The organism is Rothia mucilaginosa (genome assembly GCF_964210535.1).
Lineage (GTDB): Bacteria > Actinomycetota > Actinomycetes > Actinomycetales > Micrococcaceae > Rothia > Rothia mucilaginosa_F.
On the sequence record NZ_CAXOMR010000002.1, the window covers coordinates 19642 to 38364 of the forward strand.

Sequence of the window (18723 nt, forward strand, 5' to 3'; positions counted from 1 at the left end):
AGTATAGCTTTAAAAAGTATGTGCATGACGTGGAAAATATGCCTAAATATTGTGCTGATAAGCACAAACACTGGTCACTGTACAAAAAAGAAAGCACAAAAAACCCACCGCATTCGAAAAATTCGCACCTATGCAACCTCTGCAGGTTGAAAATATTCACAATGCGGTGGGCAAGGCAACATAAAAGTCACCCACAATAAAAGTGGCACATAAACAGGGTCGTAAAGTCGCCTATTTGACGAAAGCCATTCAAAATAGCTAACACCGAGAACGGGACACTATGTGAGACGGCTGCCGCCGTGCTCCATGCGGTACAGCATCGTAGCGAGTTCCGTGTGCCCAATAAACGACGGCACATACGCCTCATAGGTAGACTGTTCGCTGATATAACCCCAAATGTGCTGATCAATCGCCCACTGGGACTCCTTACGGAACGAGTAATGCCAGCCAAGAACAGTATTCCACCCATGTTCAGAAGAACCACCCGGCAGGCTACTCTTCTTTGATGCCGAAGAAACAGGACGAGGCTTCGCCGCAGGAACCTTACCCTGCGCCCTCTGATACCTATACAGGAATGCCACCGCCGAAGAATTGTAAACCTTCGCATCCGGGTGGAAATTACCATCAATCCAACCGAACGTAATGCTTTGCTGACGAGCCCACACAATCGCGGCATAGTCCGGGTCGCTAGGCTGAACATCCGGATACGGGCTGGCCTCCGGAAGCTCAACCTTCGGCGAACCCGCCAACATATAAAGAGCCACCGTCAGATCACGGCGCGTCATATTCTCAGAATAATAGAGCTCTGACTTGGGAAGCTGCTGAGCCTTGTACCACCTCTTCGCAGCCTCACTCTCCTCAAACGCGTTCACCACCAAACCAATGTCAGTAGAAACAACCTGCTGCACAGAATCCGCGGCACCACCCTGACCGGGAAGAACCTTCTCCACCACCAGCTTGTAACCGCCCTGATAATTCAGCGCCTCACCAGGAACAGTGAGCGTCGCCTCCGTGTAACCGCTCTGGATGCGGTCAGCCGCAATATCCTGCTCCAGCGCCTTCTGACCGGTCAGATTGCCAGAAGCATCCGTAGCCTGCAGTGAGAAGCGGTAATGACCCTCAGTGAGGTTCGGCAGATTTACGGCACGCACCTGCAACGTGTTCTTCTCCCAATAGGGGCTCACCTGCGGTGAATCAGAACGATATTGGTCCATCTGCTGCGGCTCAACACGCAGAACCGGGGCGGCATCCTTCACCTCGGTGTTCGAGTTGGGTGAGCGCACCGGAATAAACGGGGCAACATCCGTCAAGAGGCTACCGGGTACCTTCTCCTCATCCGGATTCGGGAAGAGGCCGCTGTAGACGCCAATCATGTACGACTTACCCGGTCGCAGAGTACCCGCAGGAATTGTCACATCCGCAGAGAAATAGTTGTTCAGAAAACTCCAGCAATAGTATTCACCGCAATCCGTATAACGAACTTTATGGGTGAAAACAGGCTTGCCCACCATCTTTCCCGTTGCAGGGTCAACCTCATACAGAGTCAGATATGCCGGGGCACTCCCCGGCTCAACAAGCTGCTTAGAGAGAATATGGTAGCCCTCAATCTTCAGCTGCGTATCAACCCAGGGGTTATCGACCGCCGGCATGCTGTACACGTAAGTAGTCTGACCCGGCTCAGGGTCCTGCGTCAGGCTGAGTGGAGTGCGGGCAGTAAGACGGGGATCCTCATACTCCTCAGCGCTCGGCTCAGGTTCGCCCGCCGGATAGTAGGTCAACACCACGTCAAGGGCAGGCGAAGGGGTTGCCCGGATGGTCTGCTTCTTGACCTCGAAGGTGAAGGTGATGCTTCCGTCCGGGTTGTCGTGGACGATGCCGTCTTCTCGAAGATGATCGACCCTGCCGCTGTACAGGGGATATTGGGTTGCCTCGCCGGTGCGGGACCACTCGTAACCGGTACCACGGTTTACGAGACCGAACTGGAAGAGCTTGTACTTCTTACGGAACTCGGGGCTCAACGGGGAGGTCGTCACGGACACCGTGCCGCCCTGAGAAATGTTGAGGGTGCCGGTGGTGACCTTCAAATCAATCTTGTCGGCACCGCTGACGTCAGTGGCGGCGGCACCTGTGCCTGAGGCGGCGGGGGCGGCAGCTACGGGGGTTATCTGCAACGATGCGGCGGGGGAGGCAGGGCTCGCCGGATCCGATTGAGCAGGCTCCACCTGTGCAGGCTGGTTCGGTGCCGCCAACGCCGCCGGGGTAATACCCACAAGCGGGGTCATGCCCAACAGCAGGGAGAGGCTGATTGCCTTCTTGCCCCGGGTATTTTGGAGGCGGTTTTTCTGGGCAGGCGTCTTAGCGCCCTGAGTTGTGGTTGGTTGGAAGAAAGAAGACACGGTTATCCCATCTAATGTTCTGCACTGTGCTTTCTATACCGCGGCTTTACACGGTGGTTTTCTGCACAGTGGTTTTCTATACGGTGATTGAAGTGAGTGAGGGAAAACGTTGAGTGGAAGGGGAGAAATAAACGGTGAAAATGAACGAAAAGTTGAGTAGAAAAAGGGGTGCACCAGGCGCCTTAGCGAAAGTGCTGGCGGGCTGAAAAGCCGGGCGAATCAGCCCGAAATTTCAGCCCGCCATCACCGATTGTAAAGCAACACAGTATCAGGCTGCGTGGCCGCGGGAGGCGACTCTCAAATAACTACTTCAGGGTAACTACTTGAGACGGCTGCCGCCGTGCTCCATACGGTACAGCATCAACGCCAAGTCATCGGTGGGCGTTTGCTCCCACGTAAAGTACTCGTGTCGCCCATCCTTGGCGTAACCCCAAATGCGTTGCTGTACAGCCCACCGAGATTCACGCCAAAAAGCGCTACCTTCCTCCAACTCCGTAGCCCAATTCTTAGTGCTCAGCTCAGAATCCTTCAATCCCGGCAAGCTACCATTACGAGGTTGAGGTGCGGCAGTCGGCAAGCTGGGGGACACCTTACCGTGTGAACGCTGATACCTGTACAGGAACGCAACAATAGAGCGAGGAGAAAGCTGCACATACGGGTGGAAATTCCCGTCAACCCAGCCAAAGGTCACGCCCTGCTGACGAGCCCAAATATATGCCGCATAGTCCGGGTCATCCGGAGTGATATCTCCATAAGGACTCGTAGCCGGAAGCTCCACCTTCGGGGAACCCGCCAGACGGTACAACGCCACCGTAATATCACGGCGCGTCATATAGCTGTTCCTACCTGACTCAGAAAACTCAGGAAGAATCTGACGATACCTAAACCACTCCCAGGCAACATCGCCCTCCTTATCCTTCGTCACCTCCAGCTGTAGGTCCTTCGAAGTAAGCTGCTCAACCGACTCAACCGCACCGTCCTTGCCGGCAGTCACCTTCTCCAAAACGAGCCTATATGAGCCGTCATAATTCAGCGCCTCACCGAGGACATTCAGCTTCTCATCCACCGTGCCGTCATGGATGTTCTCAGCAGCAATCTCCTGTTCCAGCGCTTTTTGACCGGTCAGACGTCCCTGCTCGTCAACATGCTGCACCGAGAAACGGTAAGAAACCCCAGGCTGCTTCTTCAGACCCACTGCACGTACCGGCAGAATATTTTCCCCATCATAAGGGCTCACCGTCGTAGCCTTCAGATACATCTCAGGGCTAGCCGATTCCTTATTAGGCGAACGTACCGGAATGAAATCAGCAACATCATTCAGCAACTCACCGGGGTACTTCTCATCCTCCGGGCGATCATAACCGTAGAAACCAAGCTTATAGACCTTACCCGGCTTAAGCGTGCCCCCAGGAATCGTAATAGACGTCTTAAAATGCTCATTCAGGAAGCCGCTACAGAACTCACCGCAATCCGTGTACCGAATCCAATCGGTGAATGCCGGTTCGCCTACAATCTTTCCGGTCTTCGGGTCGACTTCATAAAGAGCCAGAAGCGCCGGACCTCCCAGGTATTCACGATTACCGCGCGCAGTAATGTGGAACCCCTCAAGCGTCAGAGTCGTATCCTTCCACGGGTCATCAATCGCGGAGGTACCGAAAATGTACTTCGTCTCGGTAGGCTTAGGGTCCTGCACAACATTAATAGGTGCACGTGCCACGAGACGGAGATCAGACTGCCAAGGCCCCGGATGGTAGCCCTTCTGGTAGTACGTCAGAATGACGTCGAAAAGAGTGCCTTCTTCAGCCTCAATAATGAGCGGCTGAACATTAAGGAAGAAGGTATAGCTCCCGTCCGGGTTTTCTACCATCTGCTTCGGGTTGGGCTCACGGTCAAAGACGTAGCCGTACTGGGTACCCGGCGTGCGGAAGTAGTTATGCCCAAGATGGAAGTAAGAAGAACCGCGTTCGACCAGAGAAAATTCGTAGAATTCGTAATTCTGACGGAACTCAGCGCTGAGCGGAGGCGTCGTCAGCGTTACAGTGCCGCCTCGAGAAATGTTGAGAGTCTCGGGAGAGACTTTAAACCCGTCCATTTCAGGGTTGCGGGGCTCTTCTCGCACATGCGGAAGCGTCTGCTCGGACTCGTTAGCGTCCTCTAGAGTTGCAGCGGCGGAGGTTGGGGTCGCCTGTGCCGGTTGCGCCGGGTGTTCGGGCACAGCTAGTGCCGCCGGGGTGATACCGGCAAGCGGGCTCAAACCCAGCAGCAATGATAGGCTGAGCGCGCGGGCGCTTGCCGGGTGACGCGGGGTATCGGAATGCGGCGGGGCGCCTCGTGGTGTGAAGAATGAAGACATCATTATCCCATCTATAAAAAACTATACGGTGAGTGAAGCGAATGAACAGGTGAAGCGTGAATAAGCAAAGCGAGTGAAAAGGTTGAGCAAATCAAGGGTCGGGAAACCGGGACGCTACTCGTGGGAAGACTCCCATCAGGTAACGCTCCCGATTCCCCACACCGGTGCCTGTAAAGGATGCTAGGGGCGGGACTGTCTAGCTGCTGAGCCTGCGGGCACAACAACTCGAAGAACACAGCCCGCCAGCCCCCTCACGAACCGAAACTAACTAAGACGGCTGCCGCCGTGCGCCATACGGTACAGCATGACCGAGAACTCCGAAGATGAAACAGCATCCGAACTGAAACCCTCGGCGTAGCGGTGATCATAATCCGTATAACCCCAGATGAACTGCTGAGTAGCCCACAGCGACTCCCGCCAGAATGCAGTATCCGTACGCTCATAATCGGACCAATGCGAACGCGAAACTCGGACAGGAGAATCACCCGGCACGCTACTGTTCTTGGGCACAGACGAAGACGGCACACTGCTCGACTCCGGCGCAGGAGCCGGGGCAACCATCCGCTGGTACCTATACAGGAACGCCACCACAGAACGCGTCGAAAGGGCCGCCTCCGGGTGGAACTTACCGTCCGCCCAGCCGAAGGTAATACCCTTCTGACGAGCCCAAATGTACGCGGCGTAGTCCGGGTCGCTCGGTGCCACATCCGCATAAGGACTGGTTGCAGGCAGCTCAACATGAGGTGCGCCCGCCAGACGGTACAGCGCCACCGTGACATCGCGGCGACTCAAAACGGTCTTACTCTCGTCCAGAAGAGCCTGCTGCTTAACCCACTCGACAGCCGCCTTCTGCTCCTCGGTAGTATTCGCCAAGAGGTCAAGATTCTCAGAAGCCACCGGCTCGACCGCATCCGCGGCACCGTCCTTGCCTGGGGTTACCTTCTCCAGAACAACCTTGTACGATCCCTCATAATTCAGCGCGCTACCGGGGACGTTCAGCGTCTCCTCAGCGGCACCATCGTGGATGCGCTCAGCGGGAATAACCTGCTCCAAAGCCTTCTCGCCGGTCAGCTCGCCGAAAATATCCGTTGCCTGAACCGAGAAACGGTAATGGCCATCGGTAAGCTTCGGAAGATTCGAGACGCGTGCGGTGAGGGTATTCATCTCCTGGTACGGGCTGATGCGCTTATACGGAATGTACAAGTCCGGACGCGCTACAGGCTGGTCAGGGTTCGGCTGGTTATCGCTCGGCTGCCCTGAACGCACCGGAAGGAACTGCGCAACACTGGTCAGCAGGCTACCGCTATAATCCTCCTCACCCGGGTGAGGCAGATTAGAACCGTAGATGCCAATCATGTAGAGCCTACCCGGCTTCAACGTACCCGCCGGAATCGTCATCTTCGTGCCGAAATAGTTATTGCGGAACCCAGTACAGTGATGCAAGCAGTTGCCCGTCAACGGAACAACATGGGAGAAAACAGGACGTCCCATAATCTTTCCCGTAGCCGGGTCTGCCTCGTACAGAGTGACGTACGCCTGGCTGTCGTATCCACCTACGATATTCGGGGGAAGAATATGGTAGCCCTCAACCGTCAGAGTCGTATCCTGCCACGGCTTATCAATCGCCGAAATGCTGTAGCGGTACGTCGGCTGTTCAGGCTCAGGGTCGCGCACCGTGGGCAAGGGAATTCGTGCCGTAAGACGATAATCTTCATACGGATAGTCGTGTGGGTCAGGCTTATCGGACGGGTAGTAAGTCAGCACCACGTCGAAGAGGGTGCCCTCCGGAACCATCATCCACTGCTTCGGAATATCAAGAGTGAACGTGACACTCCCATCAGGATTATCGTGGGCCTTACCCTCAGCACGGAGGTCGGCAACCTTGCTGCCGTACTGCGCCTCAGGAAGCGGATTGCCGTAATGTGACTCAAGGTAATTCTCACCGCGCTCCACAATGCCGAACTCATACAGCGTGTACTTCGCGCGGAACTCGGCACTCAGCGGCGCGGTGGTCACAGAGACAGTACCGCCCTCAGAAATGTTGAGGGTGCCCGAGGTGAGCTTCATGCCAACCGGGTTGTCAGGTTTCTTATCCTCCGCAGGGGTGGGAGGGGTCAACGGGGTAGGGGAATCCGCCAGCTGAACTGGTGCAGTAACCGTAAAATTATGGTTCTCTGAACCGTAGTAAGGATTATCTGAGAAATAGACCCTCAGTTCCGCTTCGGAACCCAAATACACGCCCTGTAGCTCTTTAATATCCTCAGCATTAATTTCAAGTTCTACGGTTTGGGTGCCGTCGGGGTTACGGACCACAATTTTGTCACGTTCATAGTAATGGTCACTATTAACGTTGAGGTTGGTAATCGTTTTTTGAGCGGTTTTACTATAAACACTGATTGACCCAATGTAGTACCCCAAATCAACTTCCGGGGAAATATTAGAAATAGTAACTTTATATTTCCCCTCATGGTACGGGTCAACCGTCTGAGGAGACAACGAAACCTTCGGAAGAGTATTGCGGTACGTATTGCTCTGGTAAGGCATTTTCATGGGGTTCTTGCCCACAGGAACGAAGGGGAAGGCACGCCTCATAGCAATCGGGCCTGAAGGAGAGTCTCCCTGTACCGACAGATAATAACCCTTGCCTGATTTCAAAAGACCGGCAGGAATCGTAATTTTATGCTGAAAATGACCGTTAGGAATTAGGTCATGAAAAACACGCTTAAAGTACGGAGAATCTGAAGGATCAAAAGACTCCAGCTCCTTGAGATATTTATGGGTAACATTTGCAGCCGGATCATATTCAACGAGAGTAAAGCTTAACTTATTCATCCCGTCAAAACCCGAACCCATCATATTGATTTCAACTGGTTTTCCGGAATTAATCTGCTCCTCAGAAATAGAATCCACATCATAGGTAATAGAAGGCAAAACAGACTGCGGAAAATCATTCGTCACAGGGAGCGCCGTACGAATACGATCCTCAGTATTCCACTGATAGGGGTGCGCTTCATCTAGCGGGCGGTAGGTCAAAATAACTTCGTACTCCATGCCCGCAGGTATGCCGTTGGAAGATACTTCCAAGTCAGCGCTGAAAGTCCCGTCTGGGGCAGGCGCCGGAACGTCAAAACGCGGCCCCTGGTATGTTGGCTCCTGGTGAGGACCCACGTAGGTAGAGGAACCCTTGGGCACAATAATGAGGCTACGTAGCTCATTGTGCGCCAAGAATTCGGGAGTGAAGCCGGCACCCTCAACATGCACCGTGCCTCCGGCATAAATTCTTAGTGCTCCTCTAGCGACGCGCAAAGTCGGTAGCGAACTGGTCTGCTCGCCCTGGGCTGCAGGATTTTGCTGGTTGTCTGCTTGCTTCTGAACTAAAGCTGCGGCGGGGGAGGCGGGGGTTGCCTGTTCAGGGTCTGCCTGAGCGGGTGCAACCTGTGCCGGTTGCGCCGGGTTTTCGGGCGCAGCTAGTGCCGCCGGGGTGATACCGGCCAGTGGGCTCAAACCCAGCAGTAGCGACAGGCTGAGTGCGCGGGCGCTCGCCGGGTGGCGCGGGGTATCAGAAGGGTGCGGGGCACCTCGTGGTGTGAAGAATGAAGACATCATTATCCCATCTACAAAAACTGTACGGTGAATGAAGCGAGCGAGTATATGAAGCAAGCGAAGAAGTCGAGTGGATAAAACGTGAAAAGACCCCCCCCAAAAAAACAGGGGAGAAGAAGCCCCGTAAAGCCTGGTGCCGGGCAAAAGAACTCGCAGAAGGCAGGGAAGAAAAATCGGGACGGTACCGGCGGGCTGAAAAGTCGAACTAATCCGAACATTCCAGCCCACCGGTTACCTCCTCACCACGACCTGGCGTTACTTGAGGTGGCTACCACCGTGCTCCATGCGGTACAGCATCAACGCCAAATCACCAGAGGAAATGGAAGAATTATCAAAGCCCTCATAGGCGTATTCCCCGTCAACGCTGTAACCCCACATGCGGTAATCAACAGCCCACTGAGCCTCACGCCAGAAAGCGCTACCCTCACGAACCTTATGCTGCCAGCCACCGGAACTCTGGGGCGCATCCTGGTTACCCGGCAGCGAAGAAGAGGCCGGCGCCTTCGGCGTGACCTGACCCATCGCCTTCTGATACCTGTACAGGAAAGCCACCGTCGACGGGGTCGAAAGGGGCGCATCCGGGTGGAACTTGCCGTCCGCCCAACCGAAGGTAATACCCTTCTGACGAGCCCAAATGAACGCGGCGTAGTCCGGGTCGCTCGTTGCCACATCCGCATACGGGCTAAAAGCAGGTAGCTCAACCTTTGGGGAACCAGCCAATCGGTACAGCGCCACCGTCACATCGCGGCGCGTCAGATTGCTATTCCAGGACATCGGCGAAGGACCAGGCAGAATCTCACGATCAGCAAACCAGCGTTCAGCAGCCTGCAACTCACCCTCACGCGTCAGCTTCAGAGGAATATCCTCGACAGCAAGCTGCTCCACCGACTCGCTGGCACCATCCTTACCGGGGGTGACCCTCTCCATAAACAGACGGTACGCACCCGAATAGCTCAGCTGCTGATCAATCGTCAGATTCAGCTCCACCCTGCCGTCCTTGATGAGGTCAGCCGGGATTGCCTGCTGGAACACCGTCTGACCGGTCAAATGACCCTGCTCATCAACATGCTGCACCGAGAGGCGGTACGATCCTTCACCCGGTGCAGAGAGCCCGGTAGCGCGTGCCGTAAACGAGTTCGTCTTCGCGTACGGGCTCAAACTTACCGACCCAAGGTGCAGTGCGGGCCCCGTGGACTCCTGATCGGGGGAATGCACCGGCAGGAACTCCGCAACATCATTCAGCATAGAACCCGGAGAATCTTCCATGCCGGGGTAAGGCACCCCGCCACCGTACACGCCCATGAAGTACAGTTTGCCCGGCTTCAACGTACCCGCCGGAATCGTCATCTCCGTGTTGAGGTAGTTGTTACGGAACGTGCCGTAGTTATCCTGCTGGTTAGTGAACTCCAGCGTGTGCGTGAACACGGGCTGACCCACCATCTTGCCTGTTGCCGGGTCAGCCTCATACAAGGCGAGAACCGGCTGTTCACCATCCCCCGCGAAGTTATTAGCCTGCGAGAGGACGTGCCAACCCTCAACCCTCAGCGTCGTATCCTTCCACGGGTTATCAATCGCAGACCGGCTGAAACGGTAGGTCGCGCGGGTAGGCTGCGCGTCCTGAACCACATCAATATGGGCGCGGATGTAAATACGATATATCGGACTCAACAAATCCAGCTCATTTACATCCGAGGGGTAGTACGACATGAACACGTCAAAGAGCTCGCCGTCCGCCGCCTCAACGTACTGCGGGGGAACCTCAAACGTGTAGGTGAGGCTACCGTCCGGGTTCTCACGCACCTGATGCTTCAAATCCTTGAGAAACCCGCCGTACTGGTCGAGAGGCGGATTATTATTACGCCAATCATGCACGTACACCGATCCACGTCGCACCAGAGCCAGCTCGTAGAAGGTGTACTTCTGACGGAATTCAGCGCTCAACGGGGAAGTCGTCACCGACACCGTGCCGCCCTGAGAAATATTGAGGGTTCCCGAATCGACCTTCAGCTGCACGTTTCCGGGGTTCACCGGGCGAACCGTATCAGCGGCAGGAGGCACCATCGGAAGCTGCGCGCTCACCGTGAACTTATGGCTACCGTACAAATACTCAGAATCCGAGAACGTTACCCGAACTTCTGCCGTCGAGCCCACGTGAGAGGGGTAGAACCCGTCATCATCCTGAACCTTATATTCGACTTCTACCGTACGGGTGCCGTCAGCATTGCGGGTTACCAGCTCGTCACGCTTATAGTAGTAGCTCGCTACATCGTTGACCGCGAAAGGCTTGGACTCACCAGAGGTAGCGTTATAAATCGCCACAGAGTCAATGTAGTACCCCAGGTCAACCTCGGGTGAAATATTAGAAATAGTCACCTTATAGACGCGGTCCTGACCGGGATCAAAGTTCGGGGAAGACACAGATACCTTCGGCAGGGTGTTCCTGAACGAATTATTCTGATACGCCATGTGTGCGGGGTTATTGCCCACCGGAACGAAGGGGAACTTACGCGACAGCTTATTCCACCCGTGGGTTTCCACACCGTAAACATCTAGGTAATACCCTTTGCCGGACTTCAGGACTCCCGCGGGGATCGTGATCTTCTTCTGGAAATAGCCGTTAGGAATCAGGCCCTTGAAAATGCGCTGATTCTCTTCCGTATCCGGCGCCTGGAACTCGCCCAAAGAAGCCACGCTGTAGGTCCTAATTGTTCCCTGCTCAGACAGCGTGAAACTCAAGGAACTGACATCCTGAAAACCGGTACCCGTCAACGTCACCTCAACCGGCTGACCGGAAGCAATCTGCTCCTCAGAAATAGCCGAAACATCATAGGTGATGGAGGGGAGCGCCGCCTTCGGGAGGTTGAACTCCACCGGTAGCGCCGCACGGACGCGGTCCTCAGTGTTCCACGCGTAAGGGTGCGCATCGTCTACGGGGCGGTAGGTCAGAATGACCTCGTACTCCAGGTTTGCCGGGAGGCTATTTGCCGGAACCGTCAGGTCGGCGCTGAAACTGCCGTCGGCAGCCGGTTTCGGGGCGTCAAAGACGAGGCCGCGGTGATCGACCTTTTGGTAGGGGTTGGTGTAGGTTGAAGAGCCCTTCGGGGCAATTGTGAGGCTACGCAGCTCATGATGTGCCAAGAACTCGGGGCTCAGCCCGGTACCCTCCACGTGGACGGTGCCGCCGTGAAGAATGTCGAGGGTTCCGCTGGTCACGCGCAGGGTCGGTAGGGACGCATCCTGCTGATCACCCTGAGCTACGTTCTGGGCTGGCGTGTTCGGTGCGGGGGCGTTCTGTGCAGGTGCTTCTTGAGGTGCTGCCTGCTGAGCGGGGGAAGCGGGCGCCGGCTGAGCTGCCACCGGCGTCAAAGCCAGCAGCGGAGTCAAGCCCAACGCCAGGGAAGCGCCCGCAACTTTTCGGTGTGCACCATGGGGCGGTTTAAAGAATGAGGACATCATTATCCAATCTGATTTTCTGCATGAATGAGGGTGAAGGAGAAAAGAAGTTGAGAGGATTAATGAGTGACAGTCCACCGCGCTGAGCCTACACCGAATCCACATCGTAGAGGACCCGCCGCAGCGGCATGCTGAAGTGCAATTTCAGCCTACCAACCCGCGTCTTAAACAATCAATGAAAACACGAGAAAAACATGCCGATGAGAGTTATAAGACAAAAAATTCAAAAATTACGTCCCGGTTCTAGATAAAGCCAAAACCCCCCAAAAAGACCACACATAGAGAAACAAAAACTGGAAACATAACCAGCACCAAAAACGGCGCCCAACAGTGTCAGCACTAGAAAATGGGCACACGAAAAGGGGCGGTGAGAGAAAAACTCTCACCGCCCCTTCTTCAGGCCACTATCTTCAGCTGTTGTTATCAGGGTAACCCGCGCTAAAACACGCGGGCTCAACCACCCGGTTCACCGCACCAGCCGAATCTTAATCATCGAGATAAGGGCTACGGCTGATGCTAGTCATGCCCAGCATCGACAGGACACGAGCCAGCTCCTCGCGGGTAGCAGTCTTGGTCGGACGGAAATCCTTGCTCTTATAAATGAAGCTCACATCAACATTCACCGACGAGTGCAGCCACACCGACTCGGTGTAGAACGGGGCACCCGGCTTCATATCCTGCGGGACAGTGCGATTGAACCACGAAGGACGGCGGCCGGGGGTCAGCATAAAGTAACGGTAGAAGAACGCAGCCATCGTAGCGCGGCTAGCCACCGCCTCCGGGTGCATCTTACCGTCAGACCAGCCCGAGGTCAGACCATTCTGGTACGCCCAAATGTACGCTGCGTAACGCTCATCCTTCGGGGACACATCCGGGAACGGGGAACGCGCCGGAAGCTTCACCTTCGGGGAGCGGGCGCCTCGGTAGATTGCATCCATCAGATCGCCACGGGTCACCGCACGCTGAGGGTGGAAGCAACGGTTCTTATCGAGCAGCAGAATCTTTGCGCTACATGACCTGTAGATATCGGGAGCGTACTCGCCATCCAGATCAATATCCACAATGAACGGTGCCCACGCGAACTCAGTGTCAATCGTCGGGCGAACCTCAATAGTACGCAGGATGGTGTACTGCTCACGGCGCGGACGAAGAGACAAGCGAACCCCGTAGTTTCCCTTCGGGCCGGCAGTGATGTCACGATTAATAACGTGGTGCCTCACGTAGAGGTCATCTTCAATGCGCTTCTTCGGCTCAAGAGCGAAGAAATAGAACTGAGTGAAGCCCTTTTCCTTGGTGTAGTAGCCAGCCTCAATGTATGGGGTGTACAGGCCAGTATCAAGCACAGCCTGCAGACCGGTAATCTCGTAGCTGAGGTTGAAGCCGCTAATATCAAATGACGCCTCGGTAATCTTGAACGTCAGCGGAGTGGTCTTAACGTCCAAGGTGGCAGCCTGGGCGCTCTGCTCGCCGGCGTGGTGCGCGCCCAAAGCGCCAGCAACTGTTAGTGCAGCCGCACCCTTAATGAGGGCGCGACGAGAGGAAAAAGTAGACATGTCATTGTCCCATCGATGTGTTTCTGAGTGGTTACTTCTACGCTAGCAAACCAATAACCATTGGTTAAGCCTCTAGCTGTTTGCTATACGTACGTGGCGTAATGTGTTTCCGTGTGCGCTGAGTTGAGATTGTGAATGTTAGTGAGTGAAATACCCGCCATCAATGGCGAGACGTTTAATACTATAAGCACTTCTGTGCACAAAAAGAAGGCGGATAGTTGGACACTACCCGCCTTCTGCCCCGCAAAAACCTACCCGCGTAGTGTGGGGAAATGTGGTTTTACAGGGGGAAATACATTTTTAACGCTCATAAAAATAGTTAAAAAATCTTTACATTGAATCTCTACAAGAGTGAGAAATAACAACCGGTTGCCGCTACTGCTCATGCACCAGCAGGGTCAAAACACCCGCCTTACGGGCCGTGGGCAGAGCGCACTCCACCGACCAGTCCTCGCTGACCGCCTCCAAAAATTCGGCAATACCAGCCGTGGAACCGTCAATAGGACGAGCCGCCAAGCCCGACTGAATCAAGTAGCGCGCAAACAGGCCGCGGTAATGCTTCGCCATGTGCGAGACGACCTTACGCGAACCATCAGCCGCCACACGCTCCACACGAACCGCCAGAGTCTGCGACGGGGGAGTCACCCACGACTTCGCGTAGGCAGCGGAACGGCAATCCAGAATCAGCTGGTCCTTCGCGGTTGCCTCCAGGGCGGTGCCCAGCGCGCCCTTCCAGAAGGAGGCGAGCGCACCAATCGAACCCAGCTTCACGCCCATGGACAGACGGTAGGCGGGGATCGCGTCCTCGGGGCGCAGAATACCCCACAGCGCCGAAGAAATCAGCAGCGACCAGTGTGCGGCATCGCGTTCGGCATGGGAGAAGCTCGCATAATCCAGCGCCTCGAACAGCACACCCGTGTAGGTGCGGATTGCCGGCTGTGCAGGTTCGGTCAGCAGGCGCGTATTGCATTCCACCTCTGCCTCGAGGGATGCACCCACCTTGAGCTCTGCCAGGGCATCGGGGCTAGAGCTGACCGCGGCCAGCTCCTCCAGGACGCTCTCACGCTCGGAAGTGAGCTCAGGGAACGAGAGGTCAGCGAAAGAAACCGGCGCATTGCCAGCCGGGGCGGGGGTCTTACCTTCGGAAGGGGGAAGAAGAATCAGCATCTCTCCAGTGTACCCGCGAGGCCGCTAGGACATCCGTGAGACGCAGCGTAGCTACGAGGCCCCGGCATGCCCGTGAGGGAACCACGCCTGTGAGACGAACCCGCGAAATAGCCGCCGCCAGGGGTATGCGTATAATGGGTGAGGTGAAACGGGCCGTCCGGGCAATCGCGAGGCACACGTGCTTCGAGGAAAGTCCGGGCTCCACAGCACAGGATGGTGGATAACATCCACTCGGGGTAACCCGCAGGCCAGTGCCACAGAAAGTAAACCGCCGCGGTTCGCCGCGGTAAGGGTGAAAGGGTGGTGTAAGAGACCACCAGCGGGCGCGGTGACGTGCCCGGCTAGGTAAACCCCATTCGGAGCAAGGTCAAACAGAATACGCCATGGTAGGGTAGTGCGCCCGATCCCCGCTTTATCGGGGTGCGTATTCGGGTAGGCTGCTTGAGACGTGCGGCAACGTACGTTCTAGATAGATGATTGCCTCGAAACGCCCCTTCGGGCGGCGTTTTAGACAGAACCCGGCTCATAGGATGACCCGTTTCACGCTACCGTCGGCTGATGGAAAACGAAGACCGCGAATGCGCCTTGAGAGTGCATTCGCGGTCTTCGTTTTAAGTTCTGTACAAAAGCTCTCAACCGAGAGCTCAGAAGAGCTCGTGATTAGTGGCCGAACGGGTCCGGATCCACGCCGGGCATCCACGAGTTACCGTCGACGGTCCAGCCTTCCTTCTTCACGACCTTCTTCATCTTGCTGGTCCACTTCTTGTTCAGGCGGTTCACGTACAGCTTGCCGTCCAGGTGGTCGGTTTCGTGCTGCATGCAGCGTGCGAACCAGCCGGTCGCCTCAAAGTGGACGGGGTTGCCGTGCTCATCAAGACCGTTCACGGTCACCCACTCGGCGCGCTTGAGGGGGAAGCCGTAACCGGGGAAGGACAGGCAGCCCTCTTCCTCTTCGTACGGGTCCGGGTCGGCGGTAGAAATCTTGCCCAGGGTCAGCACCGGGTTGATGATGCAGCCGCGCGGGGGCACGCCGTCCTCGTTCTCCATCTTGTAGGTGAAGATGCGCAGACCCACACCAATCTGCGGTGCCGCCAGGCCCACACCGTTGGATGCGTCCATGGTCTCGTACATGTCAGCCACGAGTTCCTTGAGCTCATCATTAAACTCGGTGACGGGTGCCGCGGGGCGGTGCAGAACGGGGTTGCCGTGAATAACGATGGGGCGAATAGCCACGGATTCATCCTTTGCTTGTGTTGAACGGGAACTGCTGAACGGGAACTTGCCGGATGCGCCAGCCTCGTGAAGATGCGGTGCGCCCTGTTCCCGCTCGCTGGTTAAAGTGCGGGTGTAAAAGCTCTGATCCGGTCAAACCGTGTGCGGGGCAACCGAACAGGGGATAACGCGAACAGAGGGTAAAGCGAAAGGGCCGTTACGGATAACCATAACGACCCTTTCCATCGGGGTGATCGACGGGGGTTGAACCCGCGACCTCCTGGACCACAACCAGGCGCTCTGCCAACTGAGCTACGACCACCATGTGCTTCGCTTGGTTTCCCTTGCGATATGCAACGGATACTACTGTACAGGAGATTCAGAAACCTGCCAAGTTGAAAAGCCGTGATGCTCGTTACATGTTGCGCTTACGCCTCGGATGCCTCAGCCGCCTCGCGTGCGGCACGCTCCGCCTCCACCTCACGCGCAATCTGCGCCGAAGCAATCGCATCCGGGCCCTGCGGCACAAAAATAGCGCGGCGGTAATACTTCAACTCGTCAATCGAGTCCTTGATATCACCCAGTGCGCGGTGGTTACCGGTCTTTGCCGGGGCGCTGTGACGAGCCGCCGGGTACCAGCGCGCTGCCAACTCCTTAATGGTCGACACATCAATCACACGGTAGTGAAGGTGCGCCATGACCTCGGGCATGTAACGCTCCAAGAAGCGCTTATCCATGCCCACGGAGTTACCGCCCAGCTGCGCCTTGCCCGCCACCGGAACATACTTCTTGATGTAGCGAAGCACCTGCTCCTGCGCGTAATCCATCGACACGCCGTGCTCAATATCGGGCAGCAGACCCGACGCCTCATGCATCGAACGCACAAAGTCATTCATGTTCTCCAGCGCACCGGCAGGAGACTCATCACCGGGCTTAATGACGAACTCAACGCCAGAACCCAGAATGTTCAAATCGGCATCCGTGACCAGAACACCCACCTCGACGAGAGCGTCATTCTCCACGTCCAGGCCGGTCATCTCGCAGTCAATCCATACAATACGTTCACTAGAAATACTCACCCTCCCACTCTACCCCCAAACGCCGCCGACCAGCCTCCCCACCTGTCATAAAAGCACATGCAGTATGCTCAGCCGACCAGAAATAAGGGAACGGATACGCCCACCGATACGCCCGCCACCTGTTCGTCAGTTCTACCGCAACGGCGAATCCGCCGGGTGCTCAGAGCCGCTCGGGTATGATAAAAACCAGAACGACGATGCAGACAGAAAGGGAGTTATGCGCGCACCAAAGGAGCTAGCACACCGGCTCACCACCCCTGGCGCACACGACGCACCCCTCTCACCCAAACTCTTGGACTACGTCAATAATCACCGTCTGCGCACGCTGATTATCGGCACCATCGGCTCCATCATGGTCACCCTCGGCTCCTACGCCGTCGGCTGGCTCGCCGACAGCTCCAACTTCTGGCGCTACGAGATTATCCGCGCCATCCGATTCGAAGCCGCATGGGTCATCACCGGCATTATCCTGCTCGCCCTCGGCGCCATGATCATGTGCCGCGAATGGCTGCGCATCTACCAGAAAATGGGCGACTGGAACGAACCCAACGCCATGCGGTGGATGATTGCCGTCACCGTCAGCTGGTCCCTGCCGCAGATTTTCGCCTTCACCATCTACAGCCGCGACATGTTCTCCTACTACGGTCAGGGCATGGTCATGGCGCACGGCCTCAACCCGTACAAGCACGGCGTCTCCGAAATCTCGAACTTCATGCAGAACGGCGCGGACCCCATGTGGGCGGAATCCCCGCCGCCGTACGGCCCGGTCTCACTCAAACTCGAAGAGTGGATTGTGCGCCTGGCGGGGGAGAACATCGACCTCTCCCTGTTCTACTTCCGCCTGCTCTCCGTACTCGCGGTTATCGGAATCCTCTACTACGTGGCAAAACTCGCCCAGGCGCACGGCTTCAACCAGGTCCGCGCCCTCTGGCAGATCGGCCCGAACCCGCTGTTCATCGCATCGTTCATCGCCAGCGGCCACAACGACTCGCTCATGACCATGTTCATGCTCGGCGGCCTCTACTACGCCAAGCGCTACCGCGACACCTGGTGGGGTGGACCCCTCGGCGTGACCTTCGTAGCCCTCGGTGTTGCCGTGAAGCCGCTCGCCCTCGTGGTGCTGCCCTTCGTGGGTCTGCTCTGGGCGGGTAAGAACGCCTCCTGGCCGCGCAAGTTCATCTTCTGGGCTCTCTCCGGTGTGCTGCTGCTCGCCGAAATGGCGCTCATGGGTTGGGCAACCGGACTGGAATTCGGCTGGATCAAGGCGCTGTCCACCACCGGCGGCCAGTACATCTGGTACACCCCCTTCGGCCTGGTCATCGGCGCCGCATCCCTGTTCGTTCAGGGCGACGCCTTCGAGGTCATCCGCAAGCTCATCGAAACTGTCGGCAAGGGCATCGGCATGCTCGGCGCCATGGCAATGGCATTCGTCGGACGCGACCGCAACATCGTGCGTCACGCCGGCCTCGCCATCCTGTTCATGCTCCTGTGCAGCCCCATGATTCAGCCCTGGTACCTGCTCTGGGCAATCCCGATGCTCGCCGCAACCGGCCTGCGCTCGCACTTCCAGCTCATGTGGTACTTCATCACCACGCTGTTCTTCATGGCGTACGGTGTGAGCGACCAGCTGAACGTGTCACCCTACCTGCGCGACTTCAACCAGGACATGGGACGACTCATCGCGACCGTCATCTGCCTGGGCTACATCATCTACCTGGTCGCCCTCGACCCGGCAACCCGCCGCCTGGTGTACGTGAGCCTGCACCCCACGCAGATTCGCCGCACCACCATTCGCCTGTGGTGGCAGCTGTTCCCCGGCGCCTCAAGCCGCCGTGCACGCCGCCGCGAGGTGAAGAAGGCAGAACGGGAAGCCGCCAAGGTAGGCTCCTAGCGTGAACTCCTAACGC

At 56.6% G+C, this 18723-nt stretch carries 9 protein-coding genes, 1 tRNA gene and 1 other RNA gene; 2 read left to right on the plus strand and 9 right to left on the minus strand.

Going from position 1 to position 18723, the window contains the following annotated elements; all coding sequences use genetic code 11:
* Window positions 1–278: 278 nt before the first annotated feature.
* The 6 genes from AB8C10_RS01345 to AB8C10_RS01370 form a co-directional block, all read right to left on the minus strand.
* The gene (locus AB8C10_RS01345; RefSeq protein WP_368866590.1) at window positions 279–2396 is read right to left on the minus strand and encodes a peptidase; all 2118 of its coding nucleotides are present in this window, start codon (window positions 2394–2396) and stop codon (window positions 279–281) included.
* Window positions 2397–2715: 319 nt separating this feature from the next.
* Window positions 2716–4752 carry a superoxide dismutase gene (locus AB8C10_RS01350; RefSeq protein ID WP_368866591.1) on the minus strand — a complete coding sequence of 679 codons (2037 nt, stop codon included), beginning with the start codon at window positions 4750–4752 and terminating at the stop codon, window positions 2716–2718.
* A 261-nt stretch (window positions 4753–5013) separates the two neighbouring features.
* The gene (locus tag AB8C10_RS01355) at window positions 5014–8355 is read right to left on the minus strand and encodes a siroheme synthase (protein ID WP_368866592.1); all 3342 of its coding nucleotides are present in this window, start codon (window positions 8353–8355) and stop codon (window positions 5014–5016) included.
* 252 nt (window positions 8356–8607) lie between these two features.
* Window positions 8608–11709, minus strand: a complete 3102-nt coding sequence (locus AB8C10_RS01360) for an S-layer homology domain-containing protein (RefSeq protein WP_368866593.1) — start codon at window positions 11707–11709, stop codon at window positions 8608–8610.
* Window positions 11710–12290: 581 nt separating this feature from the next.
* On the minus strand, window positions 12291–13358 hold the full coding sequence (locus tag AB8C10_RS01365) for an S-layer homology domain-containing protein (protein ID WP_368866594.1): 1068 nt from the start codon (window positions 13356–13358) through the stop codon (window positions 12291–12293).
* Window positions 13359–13733: 375 nt separating this feature from the next.
* Window positions 13734–14525, minus strand: a complete 792-nt coding sequence (locus AB8C10_RS01370; protein WP_368866595.1) for a YaaA family protein — start codon at window positions 14523–14525, stop codon at window positions 13734–13736.
* Window positions 14526–14674: 149 nt separating this feature from the next.
* Between AB8C10_RS01370 and rnpB the strand changes: the two genes are divergently transcribed.
* Window positions 14675–15067, plus strand: an RNA gene (gene rnpB / locus AB8C10_RS01375) — RNase P RNA component class A.
* Window positions 15068–15185: 118 nt separating this feature from the next.
* Here rnpB and def read toward each other — a convergent pair.
* From def to orn, 3 genes are all read right to left on the minus strand, one after another.
* Window positions 15186–15758 (minus strand): peptide deformylase, encoded by a 573-nt coding sequence (def, locus tag AB8C10_RS01380; protein ID WP_049334074.1) that lies wholly within the window; start codon window positions 15756–15758, stop codon window positions 15186–15188.
* A gap of 228 nt (window positions 15759–15986) precedes the next feature.
* Window positions 15987–16059, minus strand: a tRNA-His gene (locus AB8C10_RS01385).
* Between the two features lie 106 nt (window positions 16060–16165).
* Window positions 16166–16816 carry an oligoribonuclease gene (gene orn, locus AB8C10_RS01390; protein ID WP_368866596.1) on the minus strand — a complete coding sequence of 217 codons (651 nt, stop codon included), beginning with the start codon at window positions 16814–16816 and terminating at the stop codon, window positions 16166–16168.
* A gap of 217 nt (window positions 16817–17033) precedes the next feature.
* Here orn and mptB point away from each other — a divergent pair, with 217 nt between their 5' ends.
* Entirely contained in the window at window positions 17034–18707 is a 1674-nt protein-coding gene (gene mptB, locus AB8C10_RS01395; protein ID WP_368866597.1) for a polyprenol phosphomannose-dependent alpha 1,6 mannosyltransferase MptB, read from the plus strand.
* Window positions 18708–18723 lie beyond the last annotated feature (16 nt).

Coding starts and splice junctions, on each gene's coding strand:
- AB8C10_RS01370 (WP_368866595.1), bottom strand. CDS start 14,525: ATGCTGATTCTTCTTCCCCCTTCCGAAGGTAAGACCCCCGCCCCGGCT.
- AB8C10_RS01355 (WP_368866592.1), bottom strand. CDS start 8,355: ATGATGTCTTCATTCTTCACACCACGAGGTGCCCCGCACCCTTCTGAT.
- mptB (WP_368866597.1), top strand. CDS start 17,034: ATGCGCGCACCAAAGGAGCTAGCACACCGGCTCACCACCCCTGGCGCA.
- AB8C10_RS01365 (WP_368866594.1), bottom strand. CDS start 13,358: ATGTCTACTTTTTCCTCTCGTCGCGCCCTCATTAAGGGTGCGGCTGCA.
- AB8C10_RS01350 (WP_368866591.1), bottom strand. CDS start 4,752: ATGATGTCTTCATTCTTCACACCACGAGGCGCCCCGCCGCATTCCGAT.